The organism is Chryseobacterium sp. PvR013, from assembly GCF_017833095.1.
GTDB lineage: Bacteria > Bacteroidota > Bacteroidia > Flavobacteriales > Weeksellaceae > Chryseobacterium > Chryseobacterium culicis_A.
Window position 1 is genome coordinate 5086919 of record NZ_JAFIBT010000001.1, and the last position, 17244, is coordinate 5104162.

17 protein-coding genes are annotated in these 17244 nt (G+C 36.4%); 13 read left to right on the plus strand and 4 right to left on the minus strand.

All coding sequences use genetic code 11. The features are described from left to right. Positions 1 to 3: 3 nt before the first annotated feature. The 6 genes from JOE44_RS23175 (at position 4) to JOE44_RS23200 (ending at position 3798) form a co-directional block, all read left to right on the plus strand. Positions 4 to 603 carry a hypothetical protein gene (locus tag JOE44_RS23175; RefSeq protein WP_209788097.1) on the plus strand — a complete coding sequence of 200 codons (600 nt, stop codon included), beginning with the start codon at positions 4 to 6 and terminating at the stop codon, positions 601 to 603. Between the two features lie 13 nt (positions 604 to 616). Beyond that, on the plus strand, positions 617 to 1267 hold the full coding sequence (locus JOE44_RS23180; RefSeq protein ID WP_209788099.1) for a hypothetical protein: 651 nt from the start codon (positions 617 to 619) through the stop codon (positions 1265 to 1267). Beyond that, complete coding sequence (locus JOE44_RS23185; RefSeq protein WP_209788102.1) at positions 1267 to 1827, plus strand: LemA family protein; 561 nt, start codon at positions 1267 to 1269, stop codon at positions 1825 to 1827. Before JOE44_RS23180 ends, JOE44_RS23185 begins: the two co-directional genes overlap by 1 nt. After that, positions 1808 to 2176 carry a hypothetical protein gene (locus tag JOE44_RS23190; protein WP_209788105.1) on the plus strand — a complete coding sequence of 123 codons (369 nt, stop codon included), beginning with the start codon at positions 1808 to 1810 and terminating at the stop codon, positions 2174 to 2176. Before JOE44_RS23185 ends, JOE44_RS23190 begins: the two co-directional genes overlap by 20 nt. Before the next feature lie 4 nt (positions 2177 to 2180). Further along, the gene (locus JOE44_RS23195; protein ID WP_209788108.1) at positions 2181 to 2954 is read left to right on the plus strand and encodes a hypothetical protein; all 774 of its coding nucleotides are present in this window, start codon (positions 2181 to 2183) and stop codon (positions 2952 to 2954) included. Between the two features lie 124 nt (positions 2955 to 3078). Continuing rightward, positions 3079 to 3798 carry a hypothetical protein gene (locus JOE44_RS23200; RefSeq protein WP_209788109.1) on the plus strand — a complete coding sequence of 240 codons (720 nt, stop codon included), beginning with the start codon at positions 3079 to 3081 and terminating at the stop codon, positions 3796 to 3798. Positions 3799 to 4010: 212 nt separating this feature from the next. Here JOE44_RS23200 and JOE44_RS23205 read toward each other — a convergent pair whose 3' ends face one another. The 3 genes from JOE44_RS23205 to JOE44_RS23215 form a co-directional block, all read right to left on the minus strand. Beyond that, positions 4011 to 5801 carry an endonuclease gene (locus tag JOE44_RS23205; RefSeq protein WP_209788122.1) on the minus strand — a complete coding sequence of 597 codons (1791 nt, stop codon included), beginning with the start codon at positions 5799 to 5801 and terminating at the stop codon, positions 4011 to 4013. Between the two features lie 375 nt (positions 5802 to 6176). After that, on the minus strand, positions 6177 to 6704 hold the full coding sequence (locus JOE44_RS23210) for a DUF4136 domain-containing protein (RefSeq protein ID WP_209788124.1): 528 nt from the start codon (positions 6702 to 6704) through the stop codon (positions 6177 to 6179). A gap of 1 nt (position 6705) precedes the next feature. Continuing rightward, positions 6706 to 6888: a DUF5522 domain-containing protein gene (locus tag JOE44_RS23215; RefSeq protein WP_047434227.1), complete on the minus strand. Its 183-nt coding sequence runs from the start codon at positions 6886 to 6888 to the stop codon at positions 6706 to 6708. Positions 6889 to 6928: 40 nt separating this feature from the next. Here JOE44_RS23215 and JOE44_RS23220 point away from each other — a divergent pair, with 40 nt between their 5' ends. From JOE44_RS23220 to JOE44_RS23250, 7 genes are all read left to right on the plus strand, one after another. After that, a complete protein-coding gene (locus tag JOE44_RS23220; RefSeq protein ID WP_209788127.1) occupies positions 6929 to 7255 on the plus strand; it encodes a hypothetical protein in 327 nt (108 codons plus the stop codon). Between the two features lie 315 nt (positions 7256 to 7570). Then, the gene (locus tag JOE44_RS23225; RefSeq protein ID WP_209788130.1) at positions 7571 to 8479 is read left to right on the plus strand and encodes a pyridoxal-phosphate dependent enzyme; all 909 of its coding nucleotides are present in this window, start codon (positions 7571 to 7573) and stop codon (positions 8477 to 8479) included. A gap of 66 nt (positions 8480 to 8545) precedes the next feature. After that, on the plus strand, positions 8546 to 9604 hold the full coding sequence (locus tag JOE44_RS23230; protein ID WP_209788133.1) for a glucosaminidase domain-containing protein: 1059 nt from the start codon (positions 8546 to 8548) through the stop codon (positions 9602 to 9604). A 74-nt stretch (positions 9605 to 9678) separates the two neighbouring features. Continuing rightward, a complete protein-coding gene (gene hemL / locus JOE44_RS23235) occupies positions 9679 to 10968 on the plus strand; it encodes a glutamate-1-semialdehyde 2,1-aminomutase (RefSeq protein WP_209788136.1) in 1290 nt (429 codons plus the stop codon). A gap of 707 nt (positions 10969 to 11675) precedes the next feature. After that, entirely contained in the window at positions 11676 to 13010 is a 1335-nt protein-coding gene (locus JOE44_RS23240; RefSeq protein WP_209788139.1) for an amidohydrolase, read from the plus strand. A 229-nt stretch (positions 13011 to 13239) separates the two neighbouring features. Continuing rightward, positions 13240 to 14085, plus strand: coding sequence for a helix-turn-helix domain-containing protein (locus JOE44_RS23245; RefSeq protein ID WP_209788141.1), 846 nt, complete (start codon positions 13240 to 13242; stop codon positions 14083 to 14085). A gap of 79 nt (positions 14086 to 14164) precedes the next feature. Further along, complete coding sequence (locus JOE44_RS23250) at positions 14165 to 15403, plus strand: amidohydrolase (RefSeq protein ID WP_209788145.1); 1239 nt, start codon at positions 14165 to 14167, stop codon at positions 15401 to 15403. A gap of 391 nt (positions 15404 to 15794) precedes the next feature. On the opposite strand, the gene JOE44_RS23255 is transcribed toward JOE44_RS23250, so the two are convergent. Next, positions 15795 to 17204 (minus strand): hypothetical protein, encoded by a 1410-nt coding sequence (locus JOE44_RS23255; protein WP_209788147.1) that lies wholly within the window; start codon positions 17202 to 17204, stop codon positions 15795 to 15797. Positions 17205 to 17244 lie beyond the last annotated feature (40 nt).

Here is a 17244-nt window from a genome sequence, read left to right on the forward strand (position 1 = left end):
AATATGAAAAAGATCGTTTTAATAATTTTGTGTTTTATCATGTTTGTATCATGCCAGTCACAACAGAAGACAGACCTGGAGAAAGTAGATTTTTCCAAAGGGTATAAAGAAGTTTTAAAAGATACCAAGTATCAGACAGAGGCAAGGGAAATTGTAACCACACTCCCTATTGCGTATACCAAAGATGTAGCCGGATACAAATTCGGGAATATCTCCTTTCCGGAACATAAAGAAAATAAGGTAAAAAGCTCTACGGTAGGATTATTAATAAACAATCCTGCGGAAAAACTTACAAAAGGAATAAAAATAGAATGGGAAGATACCGCTGCAGGAAATGATCTTTTGGCTTATCTTAAATCACAATACAAAAATCCTAAGGTTCTTGCCGGAATTCCCGCAAAGAACAGCGAAGGAAAAATATTAGGAAATGCAGCCTATCTATGGGATATGAAAGATAAAACCATGGTACTTGTACAATATTATGAATACACCAATAATAAACCCAATACTTCCTCTGTTCTCTATATTGTAGACAATCAGGTGAAGACCGCAGACGGACAGGAAACTGCTGCTGCACATCTTGTAAAAACTTATACTCCATAGCAGACTCTTATTGATGGATAATTATGATTATTATGCAGAAAAAGTAATTACGTATTTACCGTTAGTTATACTTTCTATTATTGCAGTTGTTTTACTGCTTCCTAATTCTAGAAAAAGATTTTTAAGAATTCAGGCATCATTACCTACATCCAAAATAAAATCAGTGGCCATGGGACTGGTAGAAATTCAGGGGAAACTGATTATGAAAGAACCTTTGATTTCACCTGTTGCAAGAGAAGAATGCATAGGATATTATTATACTATTGAAGATGTTACAAGAGATAAGGATGGAAAAAACTCTTATACAACCATTCATAAAGAAACCCAGTGTAATCTCTTTCAGATGCAGGATGATACAGGAACTATTGAAGTACATCCGGAAGGGATAGAATTGATATTCATCGAAGAAACAAATGTAAGTTATAACGGACAGAAAAGATATAAGGAAACACTGCTTAAATCTGGTCAGGAAATGCTGTTGGTAGGTGCCGCTGATTCCAGAAACGGTGAAGCCTTTATCAGAAAAGATACAGGTCATAAGCTTTTAGGAATTACCACTGCAGCAGGAATTTCAGTCTGGAATAAATACCAGCCTCTGTTGAGATCATTTCTGGTAACCTGTATCGTTATACTTATAGTAATGATTTTAATCTTATCACAATAATGGATCAAATTGTAGCCATCGTTATCGCCGTATTTCTTATCATAGCCATTCTGGCTTTTTTCATCAGTTTGTACAATAAGCTTGTCATGCTGAAATTCAATGTGGAAAAAGCATATGGGAATATAGATGTTATTTTAAAACAAAGAGCCGATGAAATTCCTAACCTTGTAAACGTTGCCAAACAGTTTATGAATCATGAAAAAGATCTGCTTACCAAACTGACTGAGCTTAGAACTTTCTATAACACTACGAATGATTCTGACAGAAAAACGGAACTCGCAAACGAGACCTCAAGAGCGCTTTCATCATTTTTTGCCGTTTCAGAAAACTATCCGGGCCTTCTTTCTAATAATAACTTTTTGGAACTACAGAAAAGAGTTTCCGGAATGGAAGATAAAATAGCAGACAGAAGAGAATTTTTCAATGACAGCGTAAGCCTTTATAATATAGGAATTCATGAATTTCCCAATGTTATTCTGGCAAAAATGCTAGGCTATAAAGACAAAACCTTATTAGAAGTTTCAAATCAGGAAAAACAGTATGAAGGAGTTCAGTTTTAATACATTTTTCGGGTATGAAAGTATACTGATGGAAAAACCCGAAATTGTTCTTTTCGGGGCATTGCTGCTTCCTATAGGTCTGATTATGGTGGTCAGTATGATAGGCTGGGTTTTCAGAAAACTGAAATTCAATATGTATATTATTCAGGCCATACTATACACCCTGCTTTTCACATTCTTTTTTGGAACAGTCACTATGCTGATTCTTTTTTTTATAACAGATAAGAACGGAGTGAAGCTTGCGTGGTGCTGGAGCTCTATTCTCCTGGGAATGTTCTGCTTTAGCATCATCAATACCAATACCATCAGTAAAATGTTTACCGATTGGTCTAAAATCATTAAAAACTAAAATTATGATACAACAACCCTATTATATGATCGACTTCAGTGCATCAGCCTGTTTGTTCGAGATAAGGATTAATGATTATCCTGTGATTCATATGAATGTTGAAGGGCAGGTAGCTACTAATATTCCGATTAATTTTGCCATACTGAAAAGTGGTGTTCAGTCTATATCAGCAACCATTTTACCTAATATTGGCGATTTGCAGCTGCACCCTAAATCAGAATTGAAATTTAATATTAAACTTTTTGATGTGGCTAATGATTTTGTCTTTGACCAACAGTTTGGTGACTATCGCTCTGAAGCTATAGAAGATAAAAAGAAACAGGTTATTAAACATGTGGGTTCCTTTAAAGCAGAAGTTCCCTATCAGCTGTCTGCGTGGCAGAACGGAAGAAATCTGCAGGATATTAAGGACAACAGAAAAAAACTGGAACAGGCTTATGATCATATATCAAGATTAATAAGAGAAAATAAATTTGAGGATTATAAAAAATTAATTTCCAAAAGAGAGGAAAATATGGCCGCTTCAATGTATCTGTCGAAAGCAGAATCGGAAGAACGTTTTACTGATCTTGTAAAAGATTTCAAATCCGGATTTAAAATACAACCAGTTTCTAAAGATGCCGTTATGTTTGTATGTGCAGAAAATAAAGTCGCTTTTTTAAAAAAGGCAAACGGAGAATCTGCTTTATATCTGGAAAACCCGGAAACAGAAGAAGAACTGATGCTTGATATTTCATTTTATATTCCCGAAGGAAAGGAAGAATTTGAAATAATATAGGCGTTTTATATTCATGCAAAGAAATAGGAATTTGAAGTTAAAAATGAATAAAAAACGTTTTCCGGATACTTGAATCCACTTTTTTCTGTTTTATTATTGAGAACTGCATACTAACACTAACATTATGAAAAGATTGAAATATATAGTAATACCAATGATCTGTTTGGCGATTGCTTCATGCGGCCATCAGAAAAATAAAGATACTGAGTCTCTGGTTGAAACACAGGGAAGTACTCAGACAGAACCTTTCAATCTTGCTAAAGTTGCTGTGGGACAAAATATCAATGAAATTTTAAAATCTGCCGGAGCAACAGAGAAAGAAGCTGTTCGAACCAATGAAGTGACCCTGATTGGAAATGAAAAACTGGCCTTTTCATCAAAAGAATTATTACACTTCAATGGAATAGATCTGGAAGGAAAGAATCATAAAAATACCAATAAAGTAATTTTACACTTCGGAAAAGTAGATCAGGAAATTGGCCCGCTTGCTAACGAAAAAGAAGATGAGTTGGGAATGTATCAGCTTGATATCTATACAGAGGAAGAAAAAACGGCACTTCTGGATAATCTGAACAAAACATTCCAGAAACCCAGATTTGATACCATCCGTGAAGGTTTTGAATCAGAAATTAAAGACAATGAAATCATCAAGACCCATAATAAAATGAGACAGGAAGTGGCCATATGGAGAAACAAAGATATGCTCTATTACTATTGTGAAACCAAAATAGATAACAGACCTGATGAATACCGCTGCAATCTTTTCGTGTTCAAAAATAAAGAATGGAAAGATCTTCTCAAAGGATCAGGATATCCCGATCTGGATAAAATTTCCTTGAACTAATTACATTAATTAAGATAAAAGAAACAAAGAAATTAGAACATTCGCTTAATCAAATCAGCTTGCTGATCACTCTTTGCTTTCTTAAAATAAAGCATTAAAAAATAAGACCTCTGCGTTAAAAAGGTCTGCTCAATCAGCAAAATCAGCGGGAGTTTAAAAAATAAATGCCGGTCTTCTTTCGACCGGCATTTTATATAAAGTTGATATCTGAATTATTTTACAAGGAACTGCATCGTAACCTGATCCAGCTTCAAAATATAAACTCCCTGACCAAGATTTCTGGTTTTAATAGAATTTCCATTTCTGAAAGGCTGATCAATCGTCTGAAGAGTTTTCCCCTGAAGGTTATAAATCTCAGCTTTTTTTACCTTCTGAAGATCTCCTTTTACAAAAATTTCCTGATTGGTAATAGGGTTTGGAGAAATTTTAAAACTGTTAGAAGTTGTTTCAGCAGCTGTACTTTGAGCCATTCTTGCACTTGATCCTGAATAGCACGTCCATGCAAGATCATCAATAGCCACTCTGTTGCTGGATGAATTATTAACCAGGCTTACCACTACATTCCCGGAAGTGTTGATATTATTGATAGTTGTCGTTGTAGATGACGCACTGTAAGGAATAGTTCCTACAGTTGTTCCGTTTACTTTTACATCAAAAGTACCATTAGTTCCGGAAAACTTAAGCTGTGTAGTTACTGTTAAGGATCCAATACCGTTTGCAGAGCTGCCTGATGTTAAAGAACCGTTTCTTACCGTAATTGCTTTGTTATTAAGAGTCTGATCAGTTCTGGCATCTGTGGCGGTCCATGAAATACCTCCGTTGCTCCATGTTTTGGTTGAATAAGTAGAGCTGGCTGCAGGAATAGTTTCAAAATTTTCATTGGCACAGCTGGTACCTGGAGTAGTACCTCCAGAATTGGTAGTACCGGAAACCGTGGAACTGTTCGATGACGAATTTCCTGCTGCATCCTTCGCTACAACATAAAAGCTGTAAGTAGTAGAAGGAGTAAGCCCTGAAATTGTTGTTGAAGTTGAACTCGTTGTAGTTTGCAGACTTCCGTTCATGTAAACATTATAAGCTGTTACCCCTACATTATCGGTAGAAGCATTCCATGCCAGAGAAATGCTGCTGGAAGTTGTTCCTGAAACATTCAGACCTGTCGCTGTAGTAGGTGCCTGAGTGTCACCTGAAGGCTGTTGAGAACCCCAGATAAGGTTTATATAATTTGGATTGTCTATGAAAGGGTTTCTGTTCCCCTGAAAAGTATATGAAGCATTATTTCTTTTGATCTCAGCCTGAGAAACCGGATCCTGATTGTGCCATGCCAGAAGAACGTTCAGCTCCCAAGTCTGTAATCCCGGAAAAGTAGAACTTCCTAACATGTTTCCTGATGAGAATGTAGAAAGTTTGCTCTGGTAACGGGTTACAAAATAGAAAATCATACGTGCCACATCTCCTTTGAACTCATCAATCGGCTCAAATACCGTTCCTGAATATCCTGAAGAAGCAGAAGTTCCAAGCTTTGAACCGTTCTGGGACGTAAAAGAAGTACTTCCTACCTTTCCGAAAGGATAATTACTTCTCATTCCATTTACTTTCCCGTCTGTAGCTCTGATAAAGTGAATATCTGCAACCATGGGAGAAGCTTGATTGAAAAGACTTTGAGGTACGATATGCTCTCTGTTGTAGCAATTTCCTTCAGTAGAATAGGTACCGCACTGATCACTTCCCGGAGTATAGTTATAAGGGTCAACCCCTGAAGGTCTTTCTGAATAAATATCAAGGATTGTTCCGTCATTTTCGTAATCCTTATCAATATCAGTGGTTTTATATGCTGTCCAAAGCCCGCTATAGCCTTTATCCATATGTCCGTTAGAGATAATGCTGCTTAATTCGGTTTTCAGCGCTGCGCCACTCAGTCCGTTGGCAGAGTTGTAGTATCCTGCAGGAGCCTGAGCATGGGCAAGTCCCGCAAATACAGAAAATAAAATAACTTTTTTCATATTAATACAAGTTTAAGCAAGAATACTACAATTTTTGTAAATAAAAAATTACAAAATCGTTAATTTTAAATGCACTGCATGTAAATAAAATAAGTAATGAATGATGAATGATGAATGATGTTGCGATTAAATATCTGTATCTGCATTCAATTCAATAGGAGTGGCTGTCATCCTGAGCGTAGTCGAAGGATCTCACTGATAAAATAAATCAAAAATCTATCTGATTTCAGACAAAATCTAAAAATAATCATACAAAACTCACGAATCATTAAACATAATTATCTGTGCAAATCTGTCTTATCTGCGTGAAAAAAACACAAAGCATAAAAAAGCCGATACAAAACGTACCGGCTTATATAATGGATGACTTACATCTTATTTTCTTTGTGGCGGATAATTTTTCATAATCTCAGCCATAATCTCTGGAATCTGTCTCTGTTTTGCTTTTGGAGAGTCTACAGAAATTCCGCTTCCGATACCCTGCCAAACCAATTTGTTGCTTCTTGCATCAATAAGGTCAACAATCAGAGCGCCTTCATTGTAATTCGTTGTCCAGGTTCTGTTCATACCAACACCCCATCCGAAAGGTCCGCCCCATCCCCACATTCCGTAAGGAGAAGAGGAATTGATGTCAGTAATCTTTTTATGATTTGCTTTTACGTTGATAATCAGATCAGGATTTTCTCCGGACTGAAGTCCTTTGCTCTGAAGCTGTCTCGACAGTTCGTTCAGTACCCTGTCTTTATCAATATCATTCAATTTTAGATCATCAATTCTTATTTTGTAAGTTTTATAAGAATTGAAATTGGCGCTTTCAGCATAATCTGAACGTACCTGAAAAGGGCTACAAGAAGTTAAGCCTAAAGTAGCAGATGCCAACAAAATAAAAATATATTTTTTCATTTTATTTATTTTTTTTATCACTTTTAATGAATGTATCAGTCTTTTTATCGTACCCGTAAGGACAGTGTCTGCAGCCGCTTTTACAGCAATATCCTCTTTTCAGATGAAATTTTTCTGTAAAAACCTTGTACCCCTGTTCATTATAGTAGAAGTCTTCACCTTCTTTGATGTCATAATGGGCCATAAGTTAAATGCTAGTCAAAAAACTTTTTATATTTGTTACTATGATAATTGTATGCCAAAAGCCTTTAAAAAAATTAAAAATTAATGGCATTGCTCTATTTCCCTTTATCTTCATTAGGAAACCCGAAGATAAGGAAAATAATGTATTGATTAATCATGAAAAAATCCATTTGCGGCAACAGATGGAAATGCTCATCATTTTCTTCTATATTTTTTATGTTATTGAATATTATTACTGGTTTTTCAAACTTAAAGACGGATATCTTGCTTACAGAAGAATTTCTTTTGAAAGAGAAGCTTATGCCCATGAAAATAACCTGAATTATCTCAAAAAAAGAAAATTCTGGAACTTTAGAAAATACCTTTGAAATGATGAATGATGAATGATGAATTTCGGGATTCGTGTTTCGGGGTTTGAGAGGTTGGTTTTGTATTTTATATTTAGACTGTGATTTTAAATATTATCTATATTCAATAGAGCTGGGCTTTAGCCCGCTTATCAAATAATTTCAAATTTATTCGGCTTTAGCCGAAACTTACAATAAACAATTCATATAGAATAAAAAAAAACAAAAAAAATCTGTGTAAATCTGCATTATCTGTGAGAAAAAAAGAAAACTCACACCACACTAAATCTTTTCCTACTTTTGTAAAGAATAAACCTTGAGTCGCTAAAAACTGAAATGCTATTACAACTTCCCACAGAACCTATTCCCATTCAGGAAATTCCAATTCATAAAAACATACAACTGTTTATTAAAAGGGAAGACCAGATTCATCCGCTAATTTCAGGAAATAAATACTGGAAACTATTCCATAATGTCAATCATTATCTGGCAAAAAATCCTGATAATCCCTATATTATTACTTTTGGAGGTGCTTTTTCCAATCATATAGCCGCAGTTTCCGCAGTAGGAAGTCTGGCAGGTATTCCAACACTGGGAATCATCAGAGGAGAAGAGCTTCAGCATAAATGGAGGGATAACCCCACATTACTTTTTGCCAAAAGAAATGGAATGAACCTGAAATTTGTCACCCGTGAAGAATACCGCCATAAAGAAAAACTCACAGAATTCCTTCAGCAGGAGTTCCCTGAGGCATTGATTGTTCCTGAAGGTGGAACCAATGAAGAGGCAGTGGAAGGGGTGAAAATGATGCTCAACGAACAAACAAAAGATTTTGACTATCTTTGCACCGCAGTTGGAACCGGAGGAACCATTGCAGGGATTTCAAAATTTTGTGAAGAAAATCAGAAAGTTATAGGATTTAAAGCGGTTGATGATGCTTCACTGGAAAATAAAATTTTTGAATTAACTTTGAGACAAAATTTTAATCTAATAGATTCATGTTTTGGAGGTTATGGTAAAATAAGTGATGGAAACGTCCGTTTTATCAATGATTTCAAGGAGAGATACGGTATTCCTCTGGAACCGATTTATACAGGGAAAATGATGGAGAAGGTTTTTGAACTGATAGAAGAAGAATATTTTCCTGAAAACAGTAAGATTTTGTGCTTTCACACTGGTGGATTACAGGGAATTGAAGGAGCTAATCTGCTGTTGGAAAAACAGAATAGAAATTTAATTATATAAGTAAAATTGAAAAACATGAAACACTTAGTGTTCCATCTTTCATTTTAAAACAATAAAAAATATAAGATGAAAAGACTTTTTCTATCCATAAGCCTTTTAGTTTTATCAAAATTTTCAGCCCAGACTTGGGCAACCGAAGATCAGTATATTCAGAAGTTTGCTAAATATGCCGTAGAAGAAATGGAAAAATATAAAATTCCGGCTTCTATTACTCTTGCCCAGGGATTACTGGAAACCGGAGGCGGGCAAAGCAGATTGGCACAGGAAGGTAAAAACCACTTCGGTATAAAATGTAAAGAAGACTGGACCGGTAGAACGATGAAACATACCGATGATGCACCTAATGAATGCTTCCGTGTGTATGACGATCCAAGACAGTCTTATGAAGATCATTCTATATTTTTATCCACAAGAAAATATTACGCAAATCTTTTCAAACTGGATATGAGAGATTACAGAGCGTGGGCAACCGGTTTAAAAAAAGCAGGATATGCCACCAATCCGCGCTATGCTTCAATTCTTATTACCAAAATTGAAAAATACAGACTATACGAATACGACAATACCAATTCTAATGAAGTATTGTACGCTGTTCTTAAAATGTATCCGGATCTGAAAGACGACAGAACTTTCATGGCACAGCTGGAGCCTTCAAAAGCATTGAAAAAAGCTAAAGACCCGGTGACTGTAGAAGTTCCTTACAAACAGACTTCTTACGCACAACAGCAAAAAAGAGTGGAAAGAATCAAAACGAAAGCTGAAATTCTTAATTCCATTCTTATCAAAAGCCATCCGAATGACGGTCTGAAATATATTGTAATTCCTGAAGATACTGATGTGAAATTCATCGCCAATAAATTCAAAGTCAGCGAAAGCAGACTGATAAAGTGGAATGAACTGGAAGGTGAAACCTTAAAGAAAAATGATATTGTTTTCCTTGAGTCAAAAAATTCTACAGGAAATACAGCAACCTATAAAGCGGTGTCCGGAGAAGATATGCATGATATCGCCCAAAAATTCGGAATCAAATTACATAAATTGTATGCCAAAAACAGAATGGATGAAGGACAACAGCCATCTGCAGGACAACTGATTTATTTAATAGACAAAAAACCACGAAACTAATTTAATTTTTTGTTGAGAGTTTACCGTTGACAGTTTATTGCCAACCGGCAGCTGTCAACAGCAACTAAGTATATATGAAGTATCAAAGAAGTTCGGCTTTATTTGATGAAGCCTACAAATACATTCCGGGAGGAGTAAACTCTCCGGTAAGAGCATTCAAATCCGTAGGAGGAGTGCCTGTTTTCATGAAATCGGCAAAGGGTGCTTACCTTACCGATGCAGATGATAATACTTATATCGATTATATCAATTCATGGGGCCCGGCCATCTTAGGACACACCCATCCTGAAGTATTGGAAGAACTGAAGATACAGGCAGAGAAAGGATTCTCTTTCGGAGCACCTACAGAACTGGAAACAGAAATTGCAAAATTCATTATTGAAAATGTCCCGAATATTGACCAGATCAGAATGGTTTCTTCCGGAACAGAAGCATGTATGAGTGCAATCAGGCTGGCAAGAGGATATACAGGAAGAGATAAGATTGTAAAATTTGAAGGTTGCTACCACGGACACTCAGATTCATTCCTGATTAAAGCCGGAAGTGGTGCTGCTACATTCGGAAATCCAAATTCTCCGGGAGTAACTGCTGGTACTGCAAAAGATACTTTATTAGCCCGTTATAATGATTTTGAACAGGTTGAGGATTTATTCCGTCACAACCAGGGAGAAATTGCAGCAGTAATTATAGAACCGGTTGCGGGAAATATGGGATGTGTATTGCCGGAAAACAATTTCCTACAAAACCTGAGAAAGATCTGTGATGAAAACGGAGTTTTATTAATCTTTGATGAAGTAATGACCGGTTTCCGACTGGCTTTCGGAGGAGCGCAGGAACTTTTCAATGTAAAAGCAGACTTAGTAACTTACGGAAAAGTAATCGGTGGAGGACTTCCGGTAGGAGCTTTCGCAGGAAGAAACGAGATTATGGACCATCTGGCACCAAAAGGAGGTGTTTACCAGGCAGGAACATTAAGTGGAAATCCTTTAGCAATGAGAGCCGGATTAAAAACCCTTCAGCTTATTAAAAATGACCCTGAGTTTTTCAACAGATTGCATAAAACAACAGAGACATTGGATTTTGAGATCGGGAAAATTTTAAATGAAAAAGGAATCGCTCATAAAATCAACAGAAAAGGTTCTATGATGTCTGTATTCTTCCATATCAACAGAGTTTCAAACTTTGATGAGGCACAGGAAGCTAATCATTCATTGTTCAATAACTTCTTCCACCAAATGTTGCAGAATGGGGTATACCTTCCGCCAAGTGGGTACGAAACTTACTTCATCAGTGATGCAATCAAGGATAAAGAAATTGATATGACGCTGGAAGCTGTAAGAAAATTTGAATATTCTAACAAATAAATAATAATGAAACCGGATTTTAGATCCGGTTTTTTTATGCAAAAGAAATTTGATTTGAAGAGTTTAGATTGAAAAAATCTCAACGGAGTCTCTGTCGGAGTCTCAACAAATAAAACTAATAATAGCTTAGATTCCTACGGAATGACAAGCGTTATGGATAATTTTATATTAGTTGTTAATTATTAGCTATAGTTGAAACAGAAAGTTTGGCCTGTCTCTTTGTCACTCCGTAGAAGTCTCGATAGTGAAAAAACACTATAATCTGGATTCCTACAGAATGCAAGCGGTATTGATAATTTTATATTAGTTGTTAATTATGAGCTATAGTTGAAACACAAAGCTTTGCCAGTCTCTTTGTCACTCCGTAGGAGTCTCAACAGTGTAAAAACATTATAATCTGGATTCCTACAGAATGACAAGCGGTATTGATAATTTTATATTAGTTGTTAATTATGAGTTATAGTTGAAACACAAAGCTTTGCCAGTCTCTTTGTCACTCCGTAGGAGTCTGACAGTGTAGAAATAGTATAATCTGGATTCCTACGGAAAGACAATTCCCGTGAATACTTTTTTATTGTAGTATGAAAAGATAGACCGGGTATTTTAGTAAGTAATCAAAACAATGCATAAATCATACAGATTTTGTAATAATTCATACACTTTGTTCAGGGACACTTCTTTTTAATTTTGTATTAAATAGATTGGACATGAAGACCTCAGACAATAATATCTCCCGCAAGGATTTTATCCGGAATTCAGCATTGGCTGTAGCAGGATTAACTTTAATACCCAATATTATGACGGCATCACCTTTATCTGATGAAAATAATAGTTCTGCAAAAGGAAAAATGAGCCTTAAAAATGTTCGTCTGGAAACAGGTTTTGAATACCAGGATGGGGAAGTAGTTTCTACCCAAACAGATCTGTTCTATGTAGAAGTTGAAAACGGAAAAATTACAAAGATTGCTCCAAACCAGCCTAACGCTAAAGCGGTTGATGCGAAAGGATTATTGATGCTTCCTGCATTTAAAGATATGCATATTCATCTTGATAAAACCTTTTATGGCGATCAATGGCAGGCTGTGAGAAAAAGAACGGGAGGAATCAAAGGAATGATAGAACTGGAGCAGAAAATACTTCCGGAGATGCTGAAAAATTCAACCTTCAAGGCAGAAAAACTGATCGAATTATTACAGTCAAAAGGAACTTCCTATGCCAGAAGTCATGTGAATATTGAACCCACTTCCAAACTTAAGTCGTTAAAGAATTTACAGAAGGCTTTAGAAAATAAAAAGAAAAGCTTTGGTGCTGAGCTGGTAGCCTTTCCACAACATGGAGTGTTTTATACGGACTCTGTGCCTTACCTGAAAGAAGCTGCGAAAATGGATATTGATTTCATCGGAGGAGTAGATCCATTCAACATCGATGGAGATATTGAAAAAGTAGTAGACTTCACGGTTCAGCTTGCTCTGGACAATAAAAAGGGAATAGATATCCATCTGCATGAAACGGGAGATTCAGGATTAAAAACTGTAGAATACTTGATTAAAAAAGTGAATGAAAATCCTGAGCTTAAAGGGAAAACCTACATAAGCCACTGTTTTGTCCTTGGAAAATTGGAACCAGCAAAACAGGAAGAAATCGCTGAAAAATTAGGTGAAGCGCAGATCGGAATTGTTTCCACAATCCCTTTTGGCAGGCTGATTATGCCCATACCAACGCTTTACAAACATAAGGTAACGGTTCTGACAGGAAATGACAGTATTATAGATCACTGGAATACTTTCGGAACTGGCAGTGTACTTCAGAAAGCCAACTTAATGGCGCAATTGTATGGATACTCAACAGAATTTTTATTGTCAAGAAGTTTAAAGCTTGCAACAGGAAATATCCTTCCATTGGATGATAAAGGAACACAGCAATGGCCAAAATCCGGAGATAAAGCAGATTTTGTTCTTATCAATGCAAGTTGTTCTGCAGAAGCTGTTTCGAGAATTTCGGATGTGAAGTCCTTAGTACATGAGGGAAACATTGTTTTTTAATTCAATATAAAAAGGAATTTAATATATTTTTAGTTGTGTTTTTTTGACCACAAAGGGTATAAAAGTTTTACGAGGGAAAGCCTGTAAATTCATTAAGATTTCAGAGACCATTACAGAAGCAAGGTGGAAATTGAAGATAGCGTGATGGAGATAAAACTTTTGTTCCTTTTGTGGTTGTTTTAGTTTTTCTCTCATAAATTTTAGTAATTTTAGGAGAAAATCAGGCAGAGTGGCTTACCATACGGATCATTTTCCTATTTTAGGAATTCAGGAATTTAGTGAAAATCAGTTGAAAGGCTGTAATCTGCTGTTCAATGAACTTTCGGGAGCACGCTCCATTGATGATCCCCACAAACATGACTTTTTTATCATCAATCTTTTTGAGCACGGAGTCGGTTCGCATACCATAGATTTTACAGAATATCAGGTGAAAGACTACCAGATTCATCTTGTTTTTCCGGATCAGGTACATCAGTGGGTCATTGAAAAAGAAACCATTGGTTATCAGCTGATGATCAGCAGAGACTGGTTTGAAAGTTTTCTGCCCTCGTTAAGATTTTCTGCATCCTATTACCAGAATCATCCGGTGATTAATCTTTCCAAAGACGTTTTTGAAAATTTTCTGTATGAATTTCAGGCCATCCAGAAAGAACTGAGCACAGAAAAAATATTCTGGGAACTGATTCAGAAAAGAAGCGAATTGATTGGCCTGCTGGTGAGTAAATCTGTGGAAGGAGCTTTCAAAGATTTTGAAGTCTATAACTCAAATCCCATTATTTCAAAGTTTCTGCATCTTATTGATGAACATTTCAAAACAGAAAGATCCGTTTCTTTTTATGCTGATAAACTGAATATCTCTGCCAATTATCTGAATATTGTCTGCAAGAAAAATCTTAATGCTTCGGCATCATCTCTTATTCAGGATCGTATTTTACTGGAAGCCAAAAGACTTTTAAAAGTTTCTGAAATGTCTGTGAAAGATATTGTATACGATCTCGGTTTCTATGATCACGCCAGCTTTTCCAAATTCTTTAAAGCACAGACGGGAATGACACCTTCCCAATTCAAAGAATAATCTGTACAAAACAAGACATAATTGATACACCGGTTTTACGCTCAGGGCTGGTTAATTTTGTATTGTTAAATTTAAAATCATGCAATTTCCCTATCAATTAACTGCAAAAGGAAACTATACCCTTAAAAATGTCCGCCTGGAAACAGGTTTTGAATACGAAAATGAAGAGGTTACCGGAACAAAAACTGATCTTTTCAGTATCGAAATTGAAAACGGAAAAATAAAAACAGTAAAAGCAAATGATCCTTCTTTAAAAGCAATCGATGCAAAAGGATATCTGATGCTTCCCGCTTTCAGAGATATGCACATCCATCTGGATAAAACATTATATGGTCTGCCATGGCAGGCACTTTCTCCGAAAAGAAGAACGGTGAAAGATATGATTGCCTATGAGCAGGAAATTATCCCTGAACTGTTGAAAACTTCTGTAAGCAGAGCAGAACAGCTGATCAGTCTGCAGCAGCACTACGGAACTCATTTTGCGAGAACCCATTTTAATATTGATCCTACATCAGGATTAAAGTCTCTGGAACATCTTGAACAGGCTCTTGAAAATAAAAAAGATTCTTTCAAAGCTGAATTGGTTGCCTTCCCGCAGCATGGCGTTTATTATACGGAATCTGCTCCTTTGATGAAAGCGGCAGCCCAGCTGAAAAGTGTGACGTTCATTGGTGGATTGGATCCGTTGAGTATTGACGGAAGTATTGAAAAGGTAATGGATTTTACCGTTCAGCTCGCGTTGGATCACCATAAAGGCATTGATATTCACCTGCATGAAGCAGGAGAGTCCGGAATGAAAACCATCAATTATCTGATTGATAAAGCAATTGAAAATCCGGAGCTTCAGGGAAAAACATTTGTAAGCCATGCATTTGCTTTGGCTCATCTTTCCCCTAAAGAAACTGAGCAGATTGCAGAAAGACTGGCTGCCGGAAAAGTAGGAATTGCATCTTCTGTACCTTTTAAAGGAACGGTAATTCCAATACCAACCCTGAAAAAGTATGGTGTGAATGTGTTGATCGGAAATGATAACGTACAGGACTACTGGAGTACATTCGGATCCGGAAGTATGCTGCAGAAAGCCAATCTTATTGCAGAGCTGTACGGTTATGCCACAGAATTTGCCCTGTCAAGAGTTTTACAGTTTGCTACTCAAAGTATTCTTCCTCTGGATGAAAAAGGACAACAGCAGTGGCCTAAAGCCGGTGATGAGGCTGCAATTGTTCTCACAGAAGCTTCATGTTCTGCAGAAGCCGTTTCCAGGATGTCTGAAATAAAAGCCCTGATGAATGACGGGAATTTGTTTTGGAGAAATTAATCTGAAGTATATATTTTTTATACACTTGTTTTTTGTAACTGCCATCGGAAGCTTTTCTGGTGGCTTTTTATTGAATTATAAATTATGAGTTTCGGGATCCGGGTTTCGGGTCTCTTCTCTATCAATAGAAACGGGCTTTAGCCCGTTATTAAATATGAATAAATTCACTGGCTTTAGCCAAAACCTATTCATAAAATAAATAAAAATCGATCCATCTGCGATAAAAATTACTGTTCATATTCCCTTTTTCTGTTTTTACAATATGAACACCCCTTAATATTGATTTGGGCAGTTAATCATAATGTCTGATATTAACAATAAAAAAAGCCCTCAGAAAATACTTCTGAAGGCCTTCTATTTGAAATTAAATCTAGGTACTTATATGATGATGTTATAAGTTAAAGTTTGTCCATCCTGCATACCATGTATCTGTAGCATCTTTTACAGCACCTCTGTATGTTACTTGTGTAAACCAAGTAGCTAATTTAGGGTTTGTAAATGCTCCACCTGTTAATAATGGAGAACCTGCAGTAGGAGTGAAGTTTGGTGTAGTTCCTGCAGGAGCCCATGCGCCGGCAAGTTTTACATCAGCTGTAGAAGCAAGGATTGTATTTCCTTTAGCATTAAACCAAGTCGTAAGATCGTTTAATGTATATGTTGTCGGAGTTGATGTAGATGGTCCGAATTTTAAAGGAGTTGTATTTCCTGCTAAAATGTTGTTTTCAAAGAATAATTTATTTCCTACAATATTGTTATCCGTTGGAGCTCCTTTCGTAGCATCAATGAATAAACCTACCGGGAATCCTGTGAATACAGAGTTGAATACAGAGATTGAAGAATTTCTTCTGATCTGTAATGCATTCTGGAATAAAGCGTTGATAGATCCAGGAGCCGCAGAGTTGATTGGCCCGATAATCGTCATGTTAGAGAATGTAGCTGATGTCTGAGGTGTTAATGTAGAACCGTTAGCATCATTATCAGATTCAAATGCGTTAGAACCTGAAACGTCTGCCACCTGAGAATCTCTTACTGCGATACCAAACTGTACATTTCCTGAGAAACCGTTATCTGTATCGAAATCATCATCAAGACCTTTGTAAGAAATAAGGTGAGAACAGTTTACTGTTCCTCCGAACCACTCGAAACTGTCATCATTAGCATAAGCAACTTCTACGTAGTCTACTGTAGTTCCGTTACCTACACCTCCGAAAGTAAGTCCGTTAACCTCTTTATCCGGTAAGAATGCATATCCTGCATATTCAATTCTTACATATTTTAATATACCACTGTTGTCAGCAGCATTTGTTCCACCATAAAGTCCAAGACCGTCAGAGTTGTTGATACCTCCTTCAATTTCTCCAACCCCGTTTACTCCTCCGAAAGATGCATTAGTAGGAGCGTTTCCTAAAATTACTACACCTGCCCAGTCTCCTCTTTTAGGACTTGGTTTTTCTGAAGTGAAGATAATAGGGTTGGCAGCTGTTCCTTCTGCCATGATTTTACTTCCTCTTGTAATGATCAAAGCTCCGTTTTTATCAGCTTCACCTACGATCTTTGTACCTGGTTCGATAGTTAAAGTAGCTCCGTTAGTTACATATACTAGTCCTCTTAGCTTATAGATTTTATTTGCTTTAAGCGTAATGCTGGAAGTGATTTTTCCTGAAAGAATAAGGTTTTCAGTATTTCCGTTTCCGTTACCTCCATCTTGAATAATGGTAGGTCCATCTTCTTCTATATTTCTACATGCGGTAGTTGATACTAGAGCGCCAAGCATTAAAGAATATAAAACGAACTTTTTCATGTTATAAAGAATTAAATTATTTATTAGATTATTTGTTGAG